Origin of the sequence: Pseudoalteromonas sp. BSi20480, from assembly GCF_000241365.1 — a bacterium.
Lineage (GTDB): Bacteria > Pseudomonadota > Gammaproteobacteria > Enterobacterales > Alteromonadaceae > Pseudoalteromonas > Pseudoalteromonas marina.
The window spans coordinates 21,295-42,747 of record NZ_BADX01000151.1; the positions used below are offsets into that span (position 1 = coordinate 21,295).

Here is a 21,453-nt window from a genome sequence, read left to right on the forward strand (position 1 = left end):
TGTGCGTTTTAAAAACGCACACAACAAGGCTAAATATTACATATGTTTATAATAGCTGATCTTGGATCGTCAGACGCTGAATAAAAAATAGTAATAGGCCAATTATAAGTGTTCTCAACGTTGCTTTCGGTTACCGTCACCTCAAATTTAGCAGTTGCTGGTAGGTCTATAAGCAGTTCGCTATCTAGGTAGGTGCTTCCTGATTTTTGCAAAACGAGTGCCTGAGTTTGGTTAAATTGATATTCAAAACGTGCAGAGGCTAGCAGTGTTTCGGTCATGTTAAAGTTTACGTTAATGGTATCTGGCCCGGTAAACTCAGGACATACAAATACGGTAACCTCCACGCTTTGAAATACGGGTAAACTGTTTTGTTCTAAGTCTATCGTAAAGTTATTTTGGGTAATTGCGGGAGAGTTATAGATGGCATTAGCAAGGCGCGGATCGTTGCTGGTTATAGTAATGTTTTCACCTTCAGCTAAGTTAAGTGTTTCGTTAAACTGACCTGCGCTATTTGTGGTGTACGGCACATTGTTAATTGTGAGTTTGGCATTACTAATTGCGGTTCGTTGCACGTTGGTAATTTGCCCTTTTATGTTGCCCGTTATTTGCGATGAATTAGTAGCTGTAACCGAAAACTGAGTAATGGCTTGGTAGTTGTCAACATCAGTTACCGTGAAAGTTAAGGTGTAGTTACCAGTTAGATCAGGTGTTAATTCGGTTATGTTTTGGTTGGTGCTACTTAAATTAGCAGATGAATCTGTTGGTGTAGACAGCTCCCAGACATAACTGAGCGAGGTACCTTCTGGGTCATAGCTTTGGCTTGCATCAAAGGTAACTGTACTACCAACGGTGCTATAACGGACTAGCTCACCGGTATACATAATAACGGGCTGGGCGTTTTGCGTAACATTAATAGTGAGTGTTTGCGTGTCTGAAAACTGCTCGCCATCATTGGTTTTAAGTGAAACAACAACTTGCCCTTCCGTCGGCGCACTAAGTGTGGGCGCTGAGCTACTTGTACTGCTTAATACAGCTTGATTTGACGACGAAACTATTTCCCAATGGTAACTTAAAACGGCGCCTTCAGGGTCGTAACTGGCTGAGGCATCTAAGATGGCTTGCTCGTCAACACTAATTGAAGGTTTGTAACTTACTAAGGTAACTGGTTTTTTATTATCCTTTGCATGTAGCACCGAGGTTGCTTGTGGTGAGCTGAGTTCACCGTCAGATACAACTAGGGTAACAACGTAATCGCCTTCAACATCAGCAGTAAGCGAAGGGGTAGCCGATGTGCTTTGCTGTAATTGCGCAGTGCTGTTTTCAGGCTTTGCTTGCAGTTGCCAATTATAAGTTAGTGGATCGTTATCGGGGTCGCTACATTGCAGGCATTGTAGGGTAGTTAATGTATTTAAGGTTATGTCTGCTTGTTCTGTAAGAACAGCAATAGGCGCTTTGTTTTCGGTGGCAACGGTTAGGGTTACTTGTGCGGTATCACTTAGGTTACCTTCATCGGTTACGCTAAGATAGATTATGTAATCACCTAACTCATTCGATGCAAAGCCTGCATTTTTGGCAATTGCATCAGATAAACTTGGAACGCTGTTCTCAGGCTTAGAGGTTATTGCCCATTGATAACTTAGCGTGTCGTTTGTATCCGGATCGGTACTTTGTTCACCATTTAGCGTTACGAGTTGGTTGGGTGAAAGTGTACTGTTTTGAACCGAAATCACGGCATTTGGCGCAGAATTTACAGTAAGCTGCTCACTTTTTATAAGTACGTTACTGCTGGCAGTATCGCCAACTGAGTTAGTAATAGTTAATTTAACGCTATACTCGCCTACTTTATCGGCAATAAATTGGCTGTTAACTCGGTTGCTGTTTTCAAGCAGTGTGGTGCTTGATGTCGGCTTGTTGGTAAATTGCCATTGGTAGCTATTAATTACCGCATTAGTAGCGGTGCTTTGTGCTGCTGTTAATTTAACTACATCACCTTGTTTTACAGTTTGTGTGCTGCCTGCGTTTGCAATGAGCTGTGCGTTTGAGGTAACGGTAATTTGTTTGCTTACTACAGAGCTTGAAATTTTGCCGTCGCTTACTACAAGTTCTAACGTGTAGTCTTGCGCCTGCGATACCGAAAATTCAACAGTGCGTTGGTTGTTGGTATTAAGCGATATGTTTTGTTGATTATTTGTGCTACTGAGTTGCCACTGGTATGTGAGTGTGTCGCCGTCAGGATCGCTACTATTTTCTGCACTAAAAATAATAGGTGTATTGATTTTATATTCTGATTGTTCAGTACTTATAACAGCCACAGGTTGCGCATTTGTGCTGACAGGAGGAGTGACTTGCTTAGTGTCAGAACTACCTGAGCCACAAGCAGCCAATGTAAACAAAGTGGGTAATATAATTAAAAGTGTCCGTTTCATATTAATATCCTTATAAAGTTGATATCAATATGTACCCAAAATAGATATAAAGCAAAAAATAAAAACAAACTTTTGTAGTTACTGTTAGGCGCTATGCAGTTATTTGGGTTTTAGTTGCTGATTTAGTTAAATAAATGCATTTACTATGAGTCAAAAAATTAATCAAAAATCCGCTTAAGTGACCGTATTACTGTTATGGTATCGTTTATATAACGGGCCGTATTTTTATTACAGGAATAACCTTTCTTTTATGATTTCGCTAAATAATGTGTTTTTTACACGCCAAGATGGTGGCACAAAACGACAAATAATTAATGATTTATCGTTAACTATTTTACCCGCTGCACACATTGCTTTACTGGGTGATAGTGGCTCGGGCAAAACAACATTATTAAATTTATTAGCCGGTTTACTGTCTCCTGATGCAGGAACTATTACGGTTAATGAGCAAAAAATTAGTGAATTGACTACCAGTGAGCTTGCACTTTATAGGCGTAAAATAGGGATTATTTTTCAGCATTACCAATTACTCAGTCCGTTAAATGTAAAAGACAACATGTGCTTTCAAGCAAGGCTTAATGGGTTATCGCCGAGCGACGATGAAGTAAATACAATGGCTAAAAAGCTAGGTTTAGAAGGCAAGCTTACAGCGATGCCTGAACAGCTATCAGGTGGTGAGCAGCAACGAGTAGGAATAGGCCGTGCGCTATTAAATAAGCCCAAGCTACTATTGGCTGATGAACCGACCGGCAACCTTGATGCGGCTCGCTCACTCGATATCGTTACGCTATTAAAAAGCTTGTGTGAAGAAGAGCAAATAATACTAATTATGGTCACTCATAGTCAGCAATTGGCTAATCAATTTACTACGCAACTATTTTTAAAAGATGGCCAAATTAATGGCTGAACTTAAACTTATATTAATAACGTATATGCAGTTTTATCGCCGCCATGTAGGGCTGTTATTACTGTTTTTTATTGGTTTTAGTTTAGGTGCGGCATTACTGACTGCAATACAAGGTTTAAACCTGGAGGCCGGTAAGCGCTACCAACAAACTACAGCGTTGATTGCAAACCCTGTGACGCATTTTATACGCCCTGTATTAGGTGAAAACAGGTTGCCCAACAGTATGTGGTCGCGCATTAGGGCCGCTGGTTTTACGCAGGTTCAACCCGTTTTAGAAGGTGTAATTGAAACCGATAAGCAGCAAAAGCTCGCACTGAGAGGTGTCAATTTATTGCAATGGCTTACACAAAATACCGACAGCTCAGCATCAGCATCAGCATCAACAGCAAACAATAGCTACTCCGGTTTTGAACAGCTACTAAATACTGTTTATATCGATCCTAAATTAATGCAGCGGCTAAATTTAAAAAACAGCCGTATTAATATAAAAATGGGCGATGCCACCCGCACTTTAACGGTAAGTGAACTGCAAGGTTTAGGCATGACCATGCTGGTGGACATTAGTCTTGCTGATAAATTACTGCGTGCAAATGGGGTGATAAGTTACTTTGAAGTAAGTGGTTTAAATAGTAAACAAGCAGCTAAGTTAAACGCGTTGCTAGGCGAGCAAGCACGCCTTGAAGCTGCGCAAGAGCAAGCTTTTGACGCGCTATCGGAGGCGTTTTTCTTTAATTTACAAGCGCTGGCATTGTTGGGTTATGTGGTAGGTGCGTTTTTAAGCTTTAACGCAATTAAGCTGGCATATAATGCGCGCGCTCACTTACAGCAGCAAATGTGGGTGTTGGGGTGTCAGCGGTCGGCGTTAATTAAGGCGCTGGCTATTGAATTAACGTTACTTAGTTTGTTTGCGGCTGTGTTAGGTGCGATATTAGGCGCGGCACTAGCAAACGCCTTGGTTATGGATGTATCGGCCACTCTTCGAGGGCTTTACCAACTAGATAGAAGCTTTGTAGTCAGCCTTGATAGCAGCATGGTTGCCAGTGGCTTTACACTTAATATTTTTGTTTTGTTAGGATTTTTAGCCAGCCAGTCGGCTCGATTAAGTACTGTTTTAGCGCGTATTAAATGGCCAATGTTAATACTTGCCATTACAGCAACCAGTTATTTAGCGCTAACGGCAAATACCAAAATGGGCGCCTTGTTGCTGTGTGTTTGTGTGCTACTGCTCTTTTTTGTGGTTACGCCACCGATAGTTAAAGCTGTATTTAAGCTGCCATGGCCTACGCAAAACCCGATTATTCAGTGGTTAAAAGCCGATAGCATAGTGCAATTACCTGCATTGTTGAGCTCAGTACTCGCTATTTTAATGGCGATGGGTGCCGCTGTAGGTATGCAAATTATGGTTGGCAGTTTTAGCGACACCTTAGATACACACCTTGAAAAACGCCTAAGCGCCGATTTGTACGTAAGGCCAGACCAAAACATTCAAGCATTAGGAACCAAACTGACTGAACTCCCAGAAGTTGAAAAGGTGGGCGTATATTGGTCAGCTAACAGTGAGCTTAAAACACCTAAAACCATGGTTGCTGTTGATGTTATGGCATTTGGTGCAACGGCCAGTTACAACCAACATCTTACTTTGTTAAACAATAAAGCACCTACATCTACAGTATTTGAAAAAACAAAAATGGGATTGTGGGTTGCTTAGTGAATGAACCCGCCTTGCTGCAGTACTCGCTTACAGTCGGTGACGTAATAACCCTAAGGCAGCATATTAATACACTAACGTGCCAAGTACGCGCTGCCTATTATGATTACGGCGAGCAAGGTTTAAATGTGGTAGTCACTACAACTGCGCTAGTAAATAGCAGCTTAAGTTACACCGAGTATGGTTTATCGCTATGGCTAAAGCCCAATAGCGACGTAGACGCCATAGCCGAATATATTCAAAAACAGCACCAATTAGATAGCCAACAAGTCATTGCCAATCAGCAGTTTAAGCGCTTTGCTAAGCAGTTATTTGGTAAAACTTTTTATGTTACTCAGGCGCTTAATATATTTATTATGCTGATTGCATTATTTGGTATGTGGGTGAGCTTTTTAACCCTGGGGCGGGGGCAATTGCAGCCTATGGCGGTATTACAAACGTTGGGTGTGACTCAACTGCAATTATTGGGTGCAAAAATATTGCAAGCCGCGCTTATTATTTTAACCACCTTGTTATTGGCTATACCTTTGGGACTTTGCCTTGGGTGGGTATTATTAACTTACGTAATGCCAATTGCCTTTGGTTGGACCATGGCCATGACCGTTAATTGGCTGCAATTAGGTGGTTTTACTGTGCTTATATTTATTTTAGCCTTATTTGTGAGTGCGTTACCGCTAATAAAATTAACGCGAAGCGCAGTTGCCGATAATGTCGCCAAGTTATAGGACTTACATGAATAGACTAAAAGCAGCCGTTATCTTTGTTTTTATTGGCACATTAAGCGCGTGCCAGCCAGAAGTAGAGCAATTAAGTAAAAATAAACCAATGCATAGCGGATTTGCACAGCAATTTGGTGAACCTGTAAATAAACACCAAGGGCTGAGCTTTCCACGCGACCATGGGGCGCATCATCAGCAAGGTATTGAATGGTGGTATGTTACTGCTAATTTAAAGGCCGATAATGGCGACACCTTTGGTGTGCAATGGACTTTATTTAGGCTCTCTGTTGATGATCAAAACACTGCAACTGAAACGTCGCCATGGTGGAACGGGCAGCTGTATTTTGCTCACTTTGCAATACAATCAGATACCCAGCACCATGCGTTTGAAAAGTATGGTCGCTCGGGGCAAGTTAATATTACTGCGCAGCCATTTGAGGCTCGCTTAGATGATTGGCAGTTAGCAAGTAAAGAGGCAGCATTTTTACCGCTTAACTTGAAGGCGCAGCAGGAAAATTACAGCGCTAATTTGGTGCTGGCTAATAGCCCACTTGTAAAACATGGCGAGCAAGGTTACAGCCAAAAAACGCATCAGGGGCATGCCTCTTATTATTACAGTTATCCGTTTTTACAAGCCAAAGGCAACATTACATTTGCGGGTGAAACGTATCAAGTAACCGGAGATGCTTGGTTAGACAGAGAGTGGTCTTCGGCGTTAATTGATCCGAGCCAAAATGGGTGGGACTGGTTTAGCATTCAGGCTGATGATAAAAAGCAGGGTGGTTTGATGGCATTTTGTATTCGTAATGGCAAGCAAAGTTATGATTACTGCAGTGCATCGCACATTACTTCCGGTGGGGTTGTGCGCGCTATTGCAAATAATGACGTGACCTTACAGGTATTAAAAACATCTGAGCTTACAACCCAAACGGCGCAAACAACGCCAAGTAATAAATCCTACCCTATTAAATGGCAGCTTAATGTTGAGGGGTTTGAGCCTATAACCATTGAAGCGCGTAACCCCGATTCACGTAATCAATTGAGTATTCCCTACTGGGAGGGGCGAATTAAAACCCAAGGTGGTTTTAAAGGTAAAGGTTATGCAGAGTTAGTTGGCTATTAGTGGGTTATAAAGTTTTTAAAAAGAAATGCACTTAAGCCCATGCTAAGTGCATTTTATTATTTAAAGCTTGATACACCTGATCTTATTGGTTGTATTTTACAGGGCCGTTAATATTATCAATGCTTACATCGCCCGAGCCTGCTTCAGTAATAGTCAATGATTTTGCATGATTAACACGAATACTGCCCGAACCATCTTCGATGGTAACGTTTGCATCAACATGCTCAATGGTTAAGTCGCCCGAGTTATCTTCAACGTCTACAGCGCCATTAATATGTTGTATTGCTATGCTGCCCGAACCGTCTTCAACGGTTAATGTACCACGTACATTGCTTACACTCATATCGCCTGATCCATCATCAATATTTGCATTGCCATTCACGTTATTAATAGTAATGCTACCTGAGCCATCGTTAAGCTCTAGGTTGCCGGTAATGCTTTGAAGCGAAATATCACCCGAGCCATCGTCTATGTTTAAATTTTTAGCGCCATTGATTGATAAGCTGCCTGAGCCATCTTTTACATCAATATTATTTGTCATGGCGTTAATAGTTATATCGCCCGAGCCATCATCAATATCTAGCTTAAGGTTGTTAGGGACGGTGACCACTAAATTAATGCTTGGCGATTGACCGCTGTAAAAGCTAATTCCATTATTACTTGTATTTTGGGCAACAAGCTTTGCTTTGGTTCCACTCTGATCGAGTGTGAGTTCGTATTCGTCGTCAATATCGGCTGTGTAAATAGTGGCGTCAACATTAATACTGGTTGCTGTTGATGAGCCCATTATTTTAAGTGAACCTGCGCCGCTTAATACGTCTAGATATTCAAGGTTATTGCTAGGTAATGTAAGTTGTTGTGTTTGTTTTACCGATGCAACGCTTGGCGAAATATGAAACACGCAGCCACTTAATAATAAAATACCGCTAATTAGCGAAAGTGGTTTAGCAATGGTAGATACAGTTGATGAGCTCATGGTTAGTCCTTTTAATGTGACGTTATTTGTTAATATAACAAGACTAGAGCAATAATGGGGCCTAAATTTAAGTGTTTGTTTTATAATGAATTTGATTTTTTGCTAAAAATTAAAAGACTAATTAGTGGTTAAAATTACTAACTATTAATAAAAAGGATGCATAGCGCATCCTTTTTGTTTTAACGACTGGTTTTAATTATACAAATTAAAAGCTATAAGTAATGTTACCGTATAAAAAGCGGCCATCTAAACTGTACGGTGTATAGGGTGTGTACGGGAATATTTGGCTAAAGGTAGAGTAACCAATGTTATCGACCGTAGCTTGCGGGTATTGGTCAAATAAGTTATTGGCACCCAGTGCAAATTTCCATTCGTCATTAGGACGATATGCCACTTCTAAATCGGTTATCCATTTAGCGTCTAGGTATTCATCGCGATCGCTTGTTGTGGAAATATCAGCAACTTCACCGTAACGTGTTGAACGTAACGTTGTTTGCCATTCGTTAAAGTTCCACACGGCCGACAGATTCAGTTTGTTGTCTGGTGTGCCTTCTTCAAAACGACCTACTTCACGGCGTGCAAATACAACGTAGTCGTCACCTAAAGAGTTTAGTTGTTCAGGATTATCGTCAACGTGTGTCACTTCGGTGTCGTTAAAGTTAGCCGCTGCGTTTAAGCGCACATCGCCAAAGTTATCTAACTGAAGTAGGTAAGTTGCAACAATGTCTACGCCTTGCGTGCGCGAGTCGATTGCGTTAGTAAAGTAGCGTACGCTTTCGGTATTTAACTCACCAGCATCCGTTAAAATTTGTTGTACTGCGGCACCGCTCAAATTTTCAGAGAGCACAATACGGTCATCAATATCAATACGGTAGGCGTCAACCGTTAAGCTAAAGTTACCTTGGGTGTATACAAAGCCAGCAGTTAAATTAACTGAGTCTTCAGCGTCTAACTGTTTTGCGCCAAGGGCTTGCGCTGCGGGTGCATCTGTTGGGAATAGGCCTACTTCAAACGCTTGGTTGTTTTCAAGTACGGTTGAAATTTGGCGATACGAGCTTTGTGCAAGCGATGGTGCACGGAAACCTGTGCTAATTGCCCCACGTAGCGATAAGTTTTCGTTTACGCTGTAACGTGTTGCAAGTTTTGAGGTAAAGGTGTTGCCAAAGTCGCTGTAATCTTCGTAGCGGCTTGCTAAAACCATGTTCCAGTTTTCGGTTAGGTAGGTGTCAAACTCAACAAATAGTGCAACGTTATGGCGGCTTTCATCGGTTACGCTTTCTGGACCAAAACCCGAAAGTACCTGTGCGCCACCGGCAGCAATTGGGTTGCCATTGCTATCAAGTGCAGTAATGTAAGAGGCTTCTTCACCCTGTTCTATTTTATAGCTTTCGTGGCGGTATTCAGCACCTAGAGTAAAAAATACGTCGTCAGGTAATCCTAAATCAAGGGTTGTGCTTGCATCACCATTGACTATAAATTGGTCATAAACTAGTGCGCCGTTATCAAATTCGGTGGGGCTGGTGGCACCCAAAGACGTATTTAAGCTATTTACAACGCCAAATGCAAAGTCGTTGCGGCCATAGTTGGTACTTACATCCCATGTCCAGTCGCCCGTTTCACCTTCTAGACCTAGGGCAAATGAGTAGTCTTCAACATCGGTTTCAATTTGCGGTAAAAAGCCATCTGGGTAAAGTGCTAATACGTTACGGCTGTCTTGCGCACGGCGGTAAAAGCCACCTGAGTTACCTTCTCGTTTTGAGTAGCTACCAAATGAATACAGGTTTAGGCTGTTATCTAGCTCGTAACCCATATTGTAAAATAAAGCGTAATCTTCAAGGTCAGCTTTACCAAAACGATGGTTGTAACGGTCAATAGTAAATTCGCGCGGGTCTAGGCTGCCATCGTCAAGGCGGCTATATTGCTCGCGAGGGTCAAAACCAGAGCGTTGTGTTGGGCTGTTATCGCGGTATTCAATCGATACGTTTACAAAGCCGCTGTCTGATAATGCAAATCCAGAGTTAGCGCTAATAGTGCGTGTTGCGCCATCGCTAATTTCGCGGTCATCACCTAGGTTAAATGCAAGGTCGCCGTTTGCATCTGCATAGGTGCTTTCTAAGTTCGGTGCGCCCGCCATTTGTGTATCGTATTCACCATAGGTTACGCTTACACTGCCGCCTTCAGAGGCATCCTTTAAAACAATATTAATCACTCCAGCAATGGCATCAGAGCCGTATTGCGCTGCAGCGCCATCGCGAAGTACTTCTACGCGCTTAATGGCTGATGTAGGGATCATGTTTAAATCTACCGCAGTAGATCCTCTACCTACAACACCTGCTAAGTTTAAAAGCGCGCCAGAGTGACGGCGTTTACCATTGATAAGCACTAAAGTGTGATCGGGCGCTAGGCCTCGCAGTACAGCAGGTTTTGCGTGGTCTGTTCCATCACCTAAAGTGGCACTTGGAAAGTTAAAGCTAGGCACTTGGTTGGCAAGAACTTGGCTAATCTCAAGTTGGCCTGTGCTTGCCATGTCGCTGCTAGTAATAATATCTACTGGCACTGAGCTTTCAGCAATACTTCGCAAACTACGGCGAGTACCTGTTACTGAGATTACTTCGATATTCTCTTGTGCCTGAGTATCTTGCTCTGCTGCATTAGCTGTAACAAAAGAGCCGCCAAGTGCAGAGGTTACGGCCAGGCTAAGTGCTAATTTATTGGCTGATAAACGCTTAAAAGTCATTTATGTTCCTTAAGAACGTCGTTGTTTTGGTGAGTTTGAAAAAGGAGCGAATCATATAGAAGCGCTCAACTACGTGCAAAGATAAAAACCATCTATGTTATTCACGTTTTTAATAAGTAAGGCCACTGTTTACGTACGTTACAGACGGTTAGATCGTTACTGTTGTAATCTTGTGGCGAATGGTTGAGAAATCAATAAAAGTAAAAGAGAGATTGAAAAAAGTGATAAGCATAAAAAAGCCAAGTTAAAAACTTGGCTTAGAAAATACGTTTAAATAAATGCCTAAAAAATTACTCAGGCGCAACTTCAAGTGTTGTAAATAATGCATAACGACCTGAGTCTACGCCCTCTTCATTTACATCAACTTCAGTGGCGGTTTCAATTAAATAGATACCCGGTGCGTTCCATGTTGTTGTAAAGAAGCCGTTTTTATCGGTGGTTACTTTTACTTCGCCACGCTCGTTACGGTAGCGAGTGTCGCCTCTTAAAATATTTACTTCAATACCTTCGCCTGCAGGCTTCCCGTCTTGTAGTAATTGAAAACGCGCTTGCTCGCCTACAAATAAATCGTTTGGATGGGTTGGGCCACTTAGTTCAAGGCCTAAACCTAATAATGCAGGCTTAGATGTACCGTTACGGCTTACAAAGGTGTCTACCGTTGAAATCACTTTAGTGGTGCGTACGCCTTGAGCATTGCTAGGTAATTTAGCGTCTGTTTTTTTGCCAAATACACGTTTGCGTTTACCTTCTTCATCTTTATAAAAGGTCATGTACATTGGCTTTTGTGTCATTGCAATGTGGTAGGTGCCCTGTTCAGTTAAACTAACTGCGGCTGAGCTTTTGCGTTTTAAGTAATAAGCACGAATAGTGTCGCTAACCGGCTCGCCGTTTGGCATAAGCGCCATGAGTAATGTGTCGTCCCATTGAGCGTCTTTCTCTTTTGGCTTAAAGGCTTTGTCGGGGGCAAACATTTCGTTAGAAATACTCGCATCAATCATTACATAATGCGCTTTATCGCCAGAAAGTGAGGTGTGTGATGGTAATAACCAACGGCCATGTGCGCTGGCTGATGTAGATACCAGCGCTGATAAGCTAAGTGCGCCAATTAATGCTGTTTTTAATAAATTAATTTTCATTTTTCTGTCCTTTAAATTCGAATTATAAATAGCTACTACTTAGCGTTTACGGTAACAAAACTGGTTGAAAACTCTTTTTTACCATCGATGGTAATTTTACCTGGCTTTGTTAAATCGAGTTCGAGGCGTTTGTAATCACGGCCTCCTTCTTCACGAACAACTTCAATATTTAACAGGTATTTACCAGGTGCTACGGCGTTGCCGTCTAAATCTTTACCTTGCCAATCAATTGTATAAGTACCAGCGCGCTTAGTGGCGCCACTTATACCGTCAAAGTTAATATTGGTTTTACCTGCTTTACGCCACCATTGGCGTAAGTCTTTAAACCACTCGGCTTTTTGAACCCAAAGTGCAAGCGTTGTTACGTGTTTGCGCTCTGGTGTTTCTAGCCATACGGCAACGTACGGCCGGTGGTAAGGTTGTACGTCAAGATCGGGTAGGGTGAGTTCAATTTCTAGCTGTGGCGCTTGTGCCTGAGCCGTTGTTTGAAATAACGCTGCAACCATTAATAATGCTGCGCTAAATACAGTACTAACTTTTAACATTAAGACACTCCTTTAATTTGTGGTACCCAGCATAAATAAATAACCAATGGCGTTGCGATGCCTAAAACGGTTATCCATATACCTGCTAAGCGTTTTTTTCTGTTTTGAAACAAAATAATCATGCCGGTGATGGCAAAAATAATCATCAACACCGCTGAAATATCAATTACCCAGCTCCACACTGCACCGCTATGTCGACCTTTATGTAAATCGCCAATAAGGCTTAAAAAGCCGCCTGTTTGGTAATCGAGGTTTAGCTCGCCAGTTGCAAAGTCAAGCTCAGCGTAAGCAAAACCGGCCGGAAGGGGGTAGTCGAGCATGACAAGTGCGTCTTCTTTCTCCCATTCAATACTTTTTACCTTGGTGAGTGAGTATTGTGTAGCTAGATAGGCTTCTATTTCTGGGTACAGCGAAGGCAGTGTATTTAGCTGTGCGTTGGCTTTGGTTACAAGCTCAGCTGGAATAGTTGCAGTGACGTGCCCGTTACTTTTATCGTTTTTAAGCCAGTCAACATGGTTAAGTACAATACCACTAACACAAAATAGAATGAGTAAAAAAAACAAAGCGGTAGAAATGTAAATATGTAGGGCACGGCTTGTACTGTACAAAGCTCGCTTATTAATAAACGACATAAATAATTTAATGTAATAAAATTTATCACATGATAATGATTTGCATTACTTATTACAAATTTACTTACGTAACTTTACATTAATATTTTAAAAACCCTGAATTCTGGCTAAATAATTTTTAAGCTAGTTAGTGCGTTTAAACGAGGTTTAGTGCTGAGGGGGTTGTGAGGGTCTTAAAATAAGGTAAATCATAACCGCAATTTCTATTGCTGCTACAAGGTATACAACCCAATTAGGTGCTGTTGAGTTAAGTAAAAGTATAAAGCCAGTAAGCATACCAATAGCGGCAAAGTACTTAGCTTTAGTTGGTACCACTTTGTGAGCTTGCCATTGCTGCAAGGTAACACCATAGCGAGGGTGATTAAGTAACCAATTTGCAAGTGCAGGTGATGAGTGAGTAAAACAAGTGAGCGCCAAAATAAAAATAATAGTCGTGGGCATGACCGGAAGCATAATGCCTACAATGCCTAGCGCCACTAAGGTTAAGCCTAGCATTTTTAACCCTACATTTTTATAACAGATAAGTGACGATTTTATATTCATTGACGACGCTATAGTGAGTGGCGACTAATTTAAAGTGTAGGCCAATTTTACATTTATTATAAAGCTAAAACGCTATTCCAATAAAAAAGGACATACCCAGTATGCCCTTTTTTGTAGACTAAACAGTAGTTATTAAAAATAATAACCAATGTTTATATTAAAGCGTTTTTCTGTTTCGCTGCTGTCACCGGCAATCGATCCACCAACGAAAGGTTGGTTTTTAGCATGTACAAAATCAAAGTAGGTAAACAAGCCGCCAGCGGCTACAGAAACACCCGTTACGTTCATCCACGTATCTGCGCTGTTGTCAGATTTATCGTAGATAATCCCGTAATCGTTATAAAACTGTAGGCCTGTCACGGGGCCCCACTCAACTGGCATGCTGTAAGCGATGTTTGCATTGGTCATGGTTGCTTCTGCGGCAATACTGTCGTAAAACGAGTAAGCACCTACGGCCATACGATCAATATTATCTATGTCGTAGTTGTATTCACCATGTTGAAGTTGAAAGTTCCATGCATCAATATTGCTATTTAGGTGCATAGCCCATGCATAATAGTCGCCCGCGCGGTCATTACCGTCATGTAACCCGCCAGATAACGCAGAAAAACCTAACTCGGTTGTGCCGCCGTCATGTTCAAAATGGTAACCGTAACGGCCCGAAAACGTATTGTATTCGCCTATTTGGGTTACAGGTTCTGCGTAAATGCCGTCTTCTGGGGCTCTTACGCCAACTACATCGTATGAATAGCGATCGCTGCGGTTGTCAACGTAGCCATCTACGCCACCAAGCTCATCGTTTTTGAAAAAGCCAAGATCTAATTGCCAGTTATCTGCAATTTTACGTTTAAACATGATGCCTAAATCGTGATCATCTTCTAAACCGATGTAATAGGTGGTGTTAAAAAACCAGTTGTGAGAATTATAAGGCCAGTTACCAAAGGGTACTTTGGTGATACCTGCTTGTACTTGCCAATCGTCTGCAAAATCGTACGCTGCATAAGCATATTTTACTTGCGGTCATGTAATCAAAAAGCGAATTTCTGCGTTAAGAATAACGTCGCCTACATCACCAGAAAAATTAAGTCTAAAAACGTCAAAATCGAAGTCGCCGCCGCGGTCTTCGTTATCGTCATCATACGATGCATAACTAAAGTTTGTACGAATAGCACCGCCGACCTTTATGCCGCTGCTTTTTTCTTTCGGAGCTTCTGCCACCACAACGTTTTGGTCAGCTTTTTTCTCGATAAGTGCAACTTGCTCTTGGTGTTTTTCGTTAATTTTTTGCTGTTTAGATTTTTCTTCAACTAGTTTTTGTTCAAGCAGCTTCATTTGCTGCTGTAGTTGTTTTAATTGACTTTGAAGCGTGTCGATATCGGTGGCGTAAGAAGTACTCGAAACACTACCTAAAATAAATGCGAGCGATAATTTTGAGAGTTTGGTCATATTAGCTGCTTCTTTTCGTTTGGTTAAAAATAAAAACCCAAGATATTAATAACACATTGGGTTAAGAGCTTAGTACAAAACCATTATATTTTTTATTGTTCGTTTTTTATTCTTTAGGCGCTTGTGTAAGTGCGCCCACTTCAAGCAAAGGAGATGCATCTAATTTATCTGCATCCATCATGGCTGCAATACGCTGCATAGATGAAAGTAATAAAGACTGCTCCCATTCAGCCAGACCAGAAAACTTTTCTATGAAGTGTTCTTGTAATGGTTGAGGGGCTTTAAGTAGTAATTCTTTCCCTTTTTCGGTGAGGTGTAAGCTCACTCGACGTTTATCCATTTGGCTTCGAACGCGTGTGACCAGATCTCTGCTTTCAATTCTGTCGAGAATATTAGTTACGGTCGCTGGGCTTAAATTTACATTTTGCGCAATGCGGCTAGCAGTGATGCCATCAGTTTGAGACACTTCGTGCATTATAAGCAGTTGTGGGCCAGTTAAGCCGGCTGTTTTATTAAGTTGCTTTGAGTGTAAATCAATCGCTCGGATCACTTTACGTAAAGATACCAATAACTCGTCATATTTTTGCATGTGTTTATCTCGTCGAAAAGCGATGCTTTGCCATAATCGCGAAATGTTACACATCAAATAAATTGAATTCAAATTAAAAATTTAATTTTTTACTGCTGTTACTCGTTTTTATTAATTAGAGTAGAAACTAATTTACCTTAAAGCAATACCCCTTTAATTAAGGGTTTTTTAATAGGTGGGAGTGCTTAGTTAAGCATTTTAGCTACGTTTGAACTATTAAATACACGGCTCAAATTGCTTTTTTACAATTCATTTTATGCGTTTAGTGTGTAATTAGTTAAAGTATAGATTAAGTAAGTGCATGATATACAACTATCAATATGCTCACAATGATTGTCTGAATAAGCAAAAACTTATTTGCTTGGTTTATACTTTACGTTATATGTAAGAGTATTGAACGTTGTGATTATTAATATTAAAGGGAAAGGCATGAAATTATCGCCATCAGTGAGCATTGAACACACCGAAACCGGTCTTGAATTTATTAATATTGAAAGTGATTTGTGCGATGCAAAAATATTTTTGCAAGGTGGTCAAATTACGCAATTTACACCTAAAGGTAAGCAACCTCTTATTTGGGTGTCGGGTAATGAAACGTTCTCAGAAGGCATGAGTATTCGCGGTGGTATTCCTATTTGTTGGCCTTGGTTTGGGACACATGCTAACGGTGGTTGGCCTGCACATGGTTTTGCCCGAACCAGCTTGTGGCAAGCTGATGAGGTTAATGAAACTGAGGAATGTATTACTGTGAGCTTAAAACTACCCATGAAGTTGGTGAACGCTGAATATTGGCCGCATCAGTCGGCATTGAAGGTGGAATTTGTTTTAAGTGATTCGCTTGAGGTGAGACTAACCACAACAAACTTAGGCGATACGGCGTTTAGCTATACACAAGCGTTGCATACATATTTTCCAACGTCAGATATTACTAATACACATGTTGACGGCTTACAAGGCGCGCAATATATTGAATTTGCTGAAGGACCTTTTACGCAACAAGCGGTTGTTGGATTTGAACGTGAAACCGACATGGTTTATACCCAAGCCGCACCTATTCAATACATAAATACCCCCGAGGGAGTTATTAAAGTTGGGCGAGCAAACTCTAGTTCGTGTGTGCTTTGGAATCCGTGGATTGAAAAATCAAAGCGCTTGTCTAATTTTGCTGACGATGAATACAAAACCATGTTATGCCTAGAAGCCGCCAATGTATTAGATGATGCTGTTACCCTTGCACCACAGCAAAGCCACACGTTGGTAACATCTATAGAATGGGTAAAATAAGGGATGCCTAATTAGGCTTTGTGTACGAATAAAATAATAAAAACAGTATAGGAAATAGTGTGTTTAACAATCAGCAAATAACGGATTTACCACAGCATAAAAACATTGAATTTAAAGCGCTTGCCGATAAAGCGCTGCTGCATGCACAACTTAACTGGTTAGTGTTTTATATTCCCTTTAGCGCAATATTAGCCGCAATTTGTTACTTCAACGAAAATTTTGCGAATAACGCGCAAACGTACTTATTAATTGGTATGCCTATTTTAATTCTCGCTTCTATGCTTTACAGCGTTGCGAGTATTAAATTGCAAGGTGTGGCTATGCGTCAGCACGACATTGCGTTTAAAAAAGGAATTATTTGGCAGCGGGTTACTATTTTACCGCTAGCGCGCGTGCAGCACATTGAAATACACCGTGGCCCCATTGAGCGAAAACTGGGTTTAGCCAGTTTAAAATTGTATAGCGCCGGTGGTATGAGTGCCGATTTGCAGGTAAGCGGGCTTACACACACGGATTGTAAAAATATGCGCCAGTTTGTTCAAGATTACCGCCAAGAACAAACGTCTACTCAGGCTGTACCAGCCGATGAGTGATTTTACACCTCATACCACACAAACGGATGCTGGCCAGGCGCCATTGTGGCAAAAGGTATCGCCTTGGGCACTTGTGTATTTTGTTGTCCATTTTGGTGTGCGTTTTGTGCGCGACGGCATATTTAACCTATTACCGCTTGGTTTTGTATTTGTTACACAAGTAGAAAACAAACTCTTCTGGGGGCAAATTGCAGCAGCAGTGGCTGTAAGTGCTTTGCTTTTATACTCGGTTTTATATTACAGAAACTTTAGGTTTTGTATTTCAAGCGATAACGAAATACTACTCAATAAAGGCGTTTTTAAAAAAGAACGTTTAACGCTTAAATTTGAGCGAGTACAAAATGTAAATATTGCTGAGCCTTTTTACTTTAAACCAGTAACGCTGGTTAATTGTATTTTTGATGCGGCAGGTAGCGCGGCTCAAGAAGCTGTATTGCCGGGCGTAACCCAAGGTTACGCAGAGCAAATGCGAAAGCAAATATTTGCTTACAAGGCCCAACAGCAGCTTGAGCCAGACAGTGAAGTAGAAACAGACGAGGCTACTGAGCAAAGTAGTTTGTTTATTTCTAACAAAGAAATAGCCAAGTTTGGTTTAATGTCAAACATGGCTATTTTAGCGCTAGCAGCCATTGCACCACTCATAAATGTGGTAGCCGATGTGCTTGAAAAGCAATTAATCACAAAAGTAGAAGGCTTTTACGAGCAAGAACTTGGACTTGTAGCCAGTGCAGCGTTATTTGCTATATTCACAATGTTTGTACTTGTGGTACTTATTGCCGTTTTGCTTTCGGTGGGAATGTCGCTGATTCGTTTTTATAATTATCAGCTTTATTTTAAAGGTAAAAAGTTTAAACGCATTGCCGGTTTATTAGAGCGCCACCAGTTATCTATGAGCTTAGATAAAGTGCAGTCGATTGTCATTAAGCAAAATATTATTGCCCGGTTACTTAAGCGCTTTACCGTTGAATTTTTGCAAGCGAGTAGCGGTGGTGCAATGGCGGGTATGGCCGCTAAAAAAATAAACAAACCTTAGTTTTACCTGTATTAAATAACGAGCAAGTAAACAGCGTATGCCAGTGGATTTACCCGTGGTTTAACAACAGCGCACTGGCATTTAAGCAGGCAGAGCGAGCACTTTGGTATAAAAACTTAGTCTTGTATGCATTGTTACCTAGCTTACTTGTGGCTGTGTTTTGTTATTTTAATGAGTTTAATTACTTTATCAGCGTGGGTGTGCTTACTGTATTTGCTGGCTTAGTTACCTTGTCGTATCAACGTTATGGTTACTATTTACATGAAGATGATGGCCGATTTTACATGGTTGTACGTAAAGGCATGATTGGCGTACATTATCGCGTGTTTGAACTATATAAAGTACAAAGTGCTAGCAGCGAAAGTACCTATTTAATGCGAAGATCAGGATTGAAAAGCCTGTATATACAACTTGCTCATGGCTTTGCGTTTATGCCATACATAAAAGAGCAAGACGCTGATTTTGTGATTGATTTTACGCTTAAACAGGCTGAGTCAGACACTCGTAGTTGGATGTAATTTCTGCAAACAATAAAGTATGTGCGAAAACACATTTGCACATGCTTTATTACACTTTTTTACTGCAAACTCAGTGAGTTTAATAATACTCTAAGCATTATTGAAAATGCTACTTAAGGGATTATTGTGAAAAAGTCACTCATTGCCTCAGCTTTGTTGCTCGCTGCCCCCGCGTTCGCTGCGGATTGGCAAACCATTCATACCGAGCATTTTAATGTGCACTACAGCATTGAGCATATTGATTTTGCTAAATCGACCGCGGTTGAACTTGAAATAGTTCGCACGAAAGTGCTTGAACAACAAAATCGTGCACTCGATGAAATAGTCGATGTTATCGTGTTTGACCCCTTAAATGCGGCGAACGGGTTTGCCTTGCCTACATCAAGCAACCCAGTAATGGCACTTTTTACTACCCCGCCGCAGTCTGATACGGTGATTTCAAACAGTTCTGGTTGGCAGCAGTTACTGGTGTTGCACGAATACATTCATTTAGTGCATTTGGCCCAGCCTACACGCAACCACTGGCAGCAAAAAGTGCGCGGTTTGTGGGATATTTACGATTTAACCTACAGTGATACGCCGCGCTGGGTTGCTGAAGGGTATGCAACGTTAATTGAATCTAAAATGACCGGACGAGGGCGCTTATTTGATAATTACTCTGAGTCGATATTACGTGAATTTGCTCAACAAGGTGCGCTACCAACCTATGGGCAATTGAATAGTGATAATGGTTTTATGGGTGGCTCTATGGCCTATTTGATGGGCAGTCGGTTTTTATATTGGCTAGAGCAAACATTTTCTGAGCAAATACTTGATAGTGTATGGACCCGAATGCAGGCAGTTAAGTCGCGTGATTTTGATGAAGCATTTGAAGGTGTGTTTGGCCAAAGCGCAGCGAAGCTATATCGCCGTTTTATTGCTGAATATACGTATAATGCCATGCAGCAAGAGCAAGGAGAGCAACCACTTGATAGTGAGCTATGGCTAGAGCTTGATTTATACGCAAGCAATCCAGCACTTTCACATGATGGCAGCAAGCTTGCAATAGTAGAGCGTGATGCCAAGCGTAATACTAAGCTCGTTATTTATAGCACCGAAGATAACACCAAAGCGATGGAGAGCTTTGAAAAGGCACAAAATGAGTTAATTAAGCAAGACCCACTCGATATACCAGATTCGCCACCGAGCGTGTTTAAGCGTGAACAAAAGCAAGTGCTTAATCAAATAAATCGGGCAGGTATAGCCAACCCGCAATGGGTAAATAGCACGACACTGTATTTTAATGCTTATAGTACTGAAGAGTCGGGCATTTATAATCGGGTGTCTGATATATTTAGCTATAACATTGAAACCGGCAACGTAGAAAAGCTAACCGAGTTTGCAGGGCTAAGACGCTTTAATGCAACAAGCGACGGTAAAGCAGTGTATGCAGAGCAAATACGTGATGGCTATTCTGAATTAGTAAAAGTTGATATCAGCACCGGCACCATAACGCCGTTGTTCAAAAAAAGCTTAAATACTGCATACGATTACCCCACGCTTAGCCCCGATAATAAAAAATTAGTTTATTTATCAGCTTCTTTAAACGAAAACTGGCAAATGTATATACAAGATGTTGATGGTGGTATTAGCCGGCCTGTACCTATGCCAAACGGGTATCAATATTTAACTCAACCTAGCTTTAGTGACAATGGCGAATCAATCTATTTTGTTGCGGGATTAAATAAAACGACTGATATTTATAATTACCATATAGCCAGTAATACCCTAAAGCGTTTAACACATGGGCAAGAAGCGGTTGCCCACCCCATTGAAATGCAAGATGAAACGCTGCTTTATTTATCGATTAATGCCGACGGCCCTGATGTAAAAAGCCTAGCGAATACCAGTATTAAAACGACGGTGACCGATTTAGCTGCTAATAGCAAAGCCCCGCTATTAATGGTTAATGAGCACACGTTGCCAGAGGCTAAAGTATACACGCAAGAAGTTGGCGAACAGCGCGATTATGCGGTACTCGATCAGCACGCAACCTTTGCGTTGGGCTCTCAGTATTTTTCAGCATCGACCAGCTTATTAAGTATGGGTATTAAAAGCAGTGATTTATTAAAGCAGCTAGACCTGCAAGCCGGTTATAGCATTGACTTAAACGATGATGCATTACATGGCGGGTTTGTAAACGCTAAATACAATGCGCTTGATGTTAAGTTTAAACTCGCTTTGTATGACTACAACTTAGATACCTCACGCCAATATCAAGCTTTAAGCCCAAGCAATTTAAATAACGAAATAGATGCTCTTGGTGGGTTTGTAGCAATGAGTTATCCACTTAAGTTTGGCCAATTAAGCTTAACCCCTGAGCTTGCTTATAACTATACTGATTACAAGCAAAGCCATACTCGTTGGACGCGTGTCGGTTTTGCTCAACGTTGGCAATATGACCGCCAAACGTTTGCTATAGGACAGCGTGTTAATGCTCGTTGGTACGAAGGTAAAGGTGAAAACAATTGGCAAGGTTATGATCTCGATGCGAGCGTA

At 41.2% G+C, this 21,453-nt stretch carries 15 protein-coding genes and 2 pseudogenes; 8 read left to right on the forward strand and 9 right to left on the reverse strand.

Translation table 11 applies throughout. From position 1 onward, the window contains the following. Positions 1-29: 29 nt before the first annotated feature. Positions 30-2,426: a PKD domain-containing protein gene (locus P20480_RS03835; RefSeq protein WP_008131891.1), complete on the reverse strand. Its 2,397-nt coding sequence runs from the start codon at positions 2,424-2,426 to the stop codon at positions 30-32. 250 nt (positions 2,427-2,676) lie between these two features. On the opposite strand from P20480_RS03835, the gene P20480_RS03830 reads away from it, so the two are divergent. The 4 genes from P20480_RS03830 to P20480_RS03825 are packed head-to-tail and all read left to right on the forward strand — an operon-like array spanning position 2,677 to position 6,883. Continuing rightward, positions 2,677-3,333: an ABC transporter ATP-binding protein gene (locus P20480_RS03830; RefSeq protein ID WP_008131893.1), complete on the forward strand. Its 657-nt coding sequence runs from the start codon at positions 2,677-2,679 to the stop codon at positions 3,331-3,333. Further along, a complete protein-coding gene (locus P20480_RS18620; RefSeq protein ID WP_008131894.1) occupies positions 3,326-5,041 on the forward strand; it encodes an ABC transporter permease family protein in 1,716 nt (571 codons plus the stop codon). The genes P20480_RS03830 and P20480_RS18620 overlap by 8 nt, the downstream gene beginning before the upstream one ends. After that, on the forward strand, positions 5,041-5,766 hold the full coding sequence (locus P20480_RS19940; protein WP_008131896.1) for an FtsX-like permease family protein: 726 nt from the start codon (positions 5,041-5,043) through the stop codon (positions 5,764-5,766). Before P20480_RS18620 ends, P20480_RS19940 begins: the two co-directional genes overlap by 1 nt. 7 nt (positions 5,767-5,773) lie before the next feature. Then, positions 5,774-6,883, forward strand: a complete 1,110-nt coding sequence (locus P20480_RS03825; RefSeq protein WP_008131897.1) for a lipocalin-like domain-containing protein — start codon at positions 5,774-5,776, stop codon at positions 6,881-6,883. Between the two features lie 82 nt (positions 6,884-6,965). On the opposite strand, the gene P20480_RS03820 is transcribed toward P20480_RS03825, so the two are convergent. From P20480_RS03820 to P20480_RS03790, 8 genes and pseudogenes are all read right to left on the reverse strand, one after another. Further along, positions 6,966-7,859 (reverse strand): DUF4097 family beta strand repeat-containing protein, encoded by an 894-nt coding sequence (locus tag P20480_RS03820; protein WP_008131898.1) that lies wholly within the window; start codon positions 7,857-7,859, stop codon positions 6,966-6,968. 205 nt (positions 7,860-8,064) lie between these two features. After that, positions 8,065-10,596, reverse strand: coding sequence for a TonB-dependent receptor plug domain-containing protein (locus P20480_RS03815; RefSeq protein ID WP_008131899.1), 2,532 nt, complete (start codon positions 10,594-10,596; stop codon positions 8,065-8,067). A gap of 290 nt (positions 10,597-10,886) precedes the next feature. Next, positions 10,887-11,732 (reverse strand): DUF4198 domain-containing protein, encoded by an 846-nt coding sequence (locus P20480_RS03810; protein WP_008131900.1) that lies wholly within the window; start codon positions 11,730-11,732, stop codon positions 10,887-10,889. Positions 11,733-11,767: 35 nt separating this feature from the next. Next, positions 11,768-12,277, reverse strand: coding sequence for a DUF2271 domain-containing protein (locus P20480_RS03805; protein WP_008131901.1), 510 nt, complete (start codon positions 12,275-12,277; stop codon positions 11,768-11,770). After that, complete coding sequence (locus P20480_RS03800; RefSeq protein WP_008131902.1) at positions 12,277-12,909, reverse strand: PepSY-associated TM helix domain-containing protein; 633 nt, start codon at positions 12,907-12,909, stop codon at positions 12,277-12,279. The genes P20480_RS03805 and P20480_RS03800 overlap by 1 nt, the downstream gene beginning before the upstream one ends. A gap of 147 nt (positions 12,910-13,056) precedes the next feature. Beyond that, the gene (locus tag P20480_RS03795; RefSeq protein WP_033025773.1) at positions 13,057-13,452 is read right to left on the reverse strand and encodes a YbaN family protein; all 396 of its coding nucleotides are present in this window, start codon (positions 13,450-13,452) and stop codon (positions 13,057-13,059) included. Between the two features lie 132 nt (positions 13,453-13,584). Further along, a pseudogene (locus P20480_RS18625) lies at positions 13,585-14,898 on the reverse strand (porin). Between the two features lie 106 nt (positions 14,899-15,004). Then, positions 15,005-15,487 carry a MarR family winged helix-turn-helix transcriptional regulator gene (locus tag P20480_RS03790; RefSeq protein ID WP_008131907.1) on the reverse strand — a complete coding sequence of 161 codons (483 nt, stop codon included), beginning with the start codon at positions 15,485-15,487 and terminating at the stop codon, positions 15,005-15,007. Between the two features lie 429 nt (positions 15,488-15,916). Here P20480_RS03790 and P20480_RS03785 point away from each other — a divergent pair, with 429 nt between their 5' ends. The 4 genes and pseudogenes from P20480_RS03785 to P20480_RS18635 all read left to right on the forward strand — a co-directional run. Further along, complete coding sequence (locus P20480_RS03785; RefSeq protein ID WP_033025775.1) at positions 15,917-16,771, forward strand: D-hexose-6-phosphate mutarotase; 855 nt, start codon at positions 15,917-15,919, stop codon at positions 16,769-16,771. A gap of 59 nt (positions 16,772-16,830) precedes the next feature. Beyond that, positions 16,831-17,364 carry a PH domain-containing protein gene (locus P20480_RS03780; protein WP_008131910.1) on the forward strand — a complete coding sequence of 178 codons (534 nt, stop codon included), beginning with the start codon at positions 16,831-16,833 and terminating at the stop codon, positions 17,362-17,364. Beyond that, a pseudogene (locus P20480_RS18630) lies at positions 17,357-18,915 on the forward strand (PH domain-containing protein). Before P20480_RS03780 ends, P20480_RS18630 begins: the two are co-directional and overlap by 8 nt. Positions 18,916-19,041: 126 nt before the next feature. Then, positions 19,042-21,453: TolB family protein (locus tag P20480_RS18635; RefSeq protein ID WP_033025777.1), on the forward strand; the 2,412-nt coding region annotated here is incomplete at its 3' end.

What these genes read in the sequence shown, in the direction of transcription:
- P20480_RS03825 (WP_008131897.1), top strand. Translation starts at nt 5,774, where the DNA reads ATGAATAGACTAAAAGCAGCCGTTATCTTTGTTTTTATTGGCACATTA.
- P20480_RS03800 (WP_008131902.1), bottom strand. Translation starts at nt 12,909, where the DNA reads ATGTCGTTTATTAATAAGCGAGCTTTGTACAGTACAAGCCGTGCCCTA.
- P20480_RS03830 (WP_008131893.1), top strand. Translation starts at nt 2,677, where the DNA reads ATGATTTCGCTAAATAATGTGTTTTTTACACGCCAAGATGGTGGCACA.
- P20480_RS18620 (WP_008131894.1), top strand. Translation starts at nt 3,326, where the DNA reads ATGGCTGAACTTAAACTTATATTAATAACGTATATGCAGTTTTATCGC.
- P20480_RS03835 (WP_008131891.1), bottom strand. Translation starts at nt 2,426, where the DNA reads ATGAAACGGACACTTTTAATTATATTACCCACTTTGTTTACATTGGCT.
- P20480_RS03795 (WP_033025773.1), bottom strand. Translation starts at nt 13,452, where the DNA reads ATGAATATAAAATCGTCACTTATCTGTTATAAAAATGTAGGGTTAAAA.
- P20480_RS03815 (WP_008131899.1), bottom strand. Translation starts at nt 10,596, where the DNA reads ATGACTTTTAAGCGTTTATCAGCCAATAAATTAGCACTTAGCCTGGCC.
- P20480_RS03820 (WP_008131898.1), bottom strand. Translation starts at nt 7,859, where the DNA reads ATGAGCTCATCAACTGTATCTACCATTGCTAAACCACTTTCGCTAATT.
- P20480_RS03810 (WP_008131900.1), bottom strand. Translation starts at nt 11,732, where the DNA reads ATGAAAATTAATTTATTAAAAACAGCATTAATTGGCGCACTTAGCTTA.
- P20480_RS03805 (WP_008131901.1), bottom strand. Translation starts at nt 12,277, where the DNA reads ATGTTAAAAGTTAGTACTGTATTTAGCGCAGCATTATTAATGGTTGCA.
- P20480_RS03790 (WP_008131907.1), bottom strand. Translation starts at nt 15,487, where the DNA reads ATGCAAAAATATGACGAGTTATTGGTATCTTTACGTAAAGTGATCCGA.
- P20480_RS03785 (WP_033025775.1), top strand. Translation starts at nt 15,917, where the DNA reads ATGAAATTATCGCCATCAGTGAGCATTGAACACACCGAAACCGGTCTT.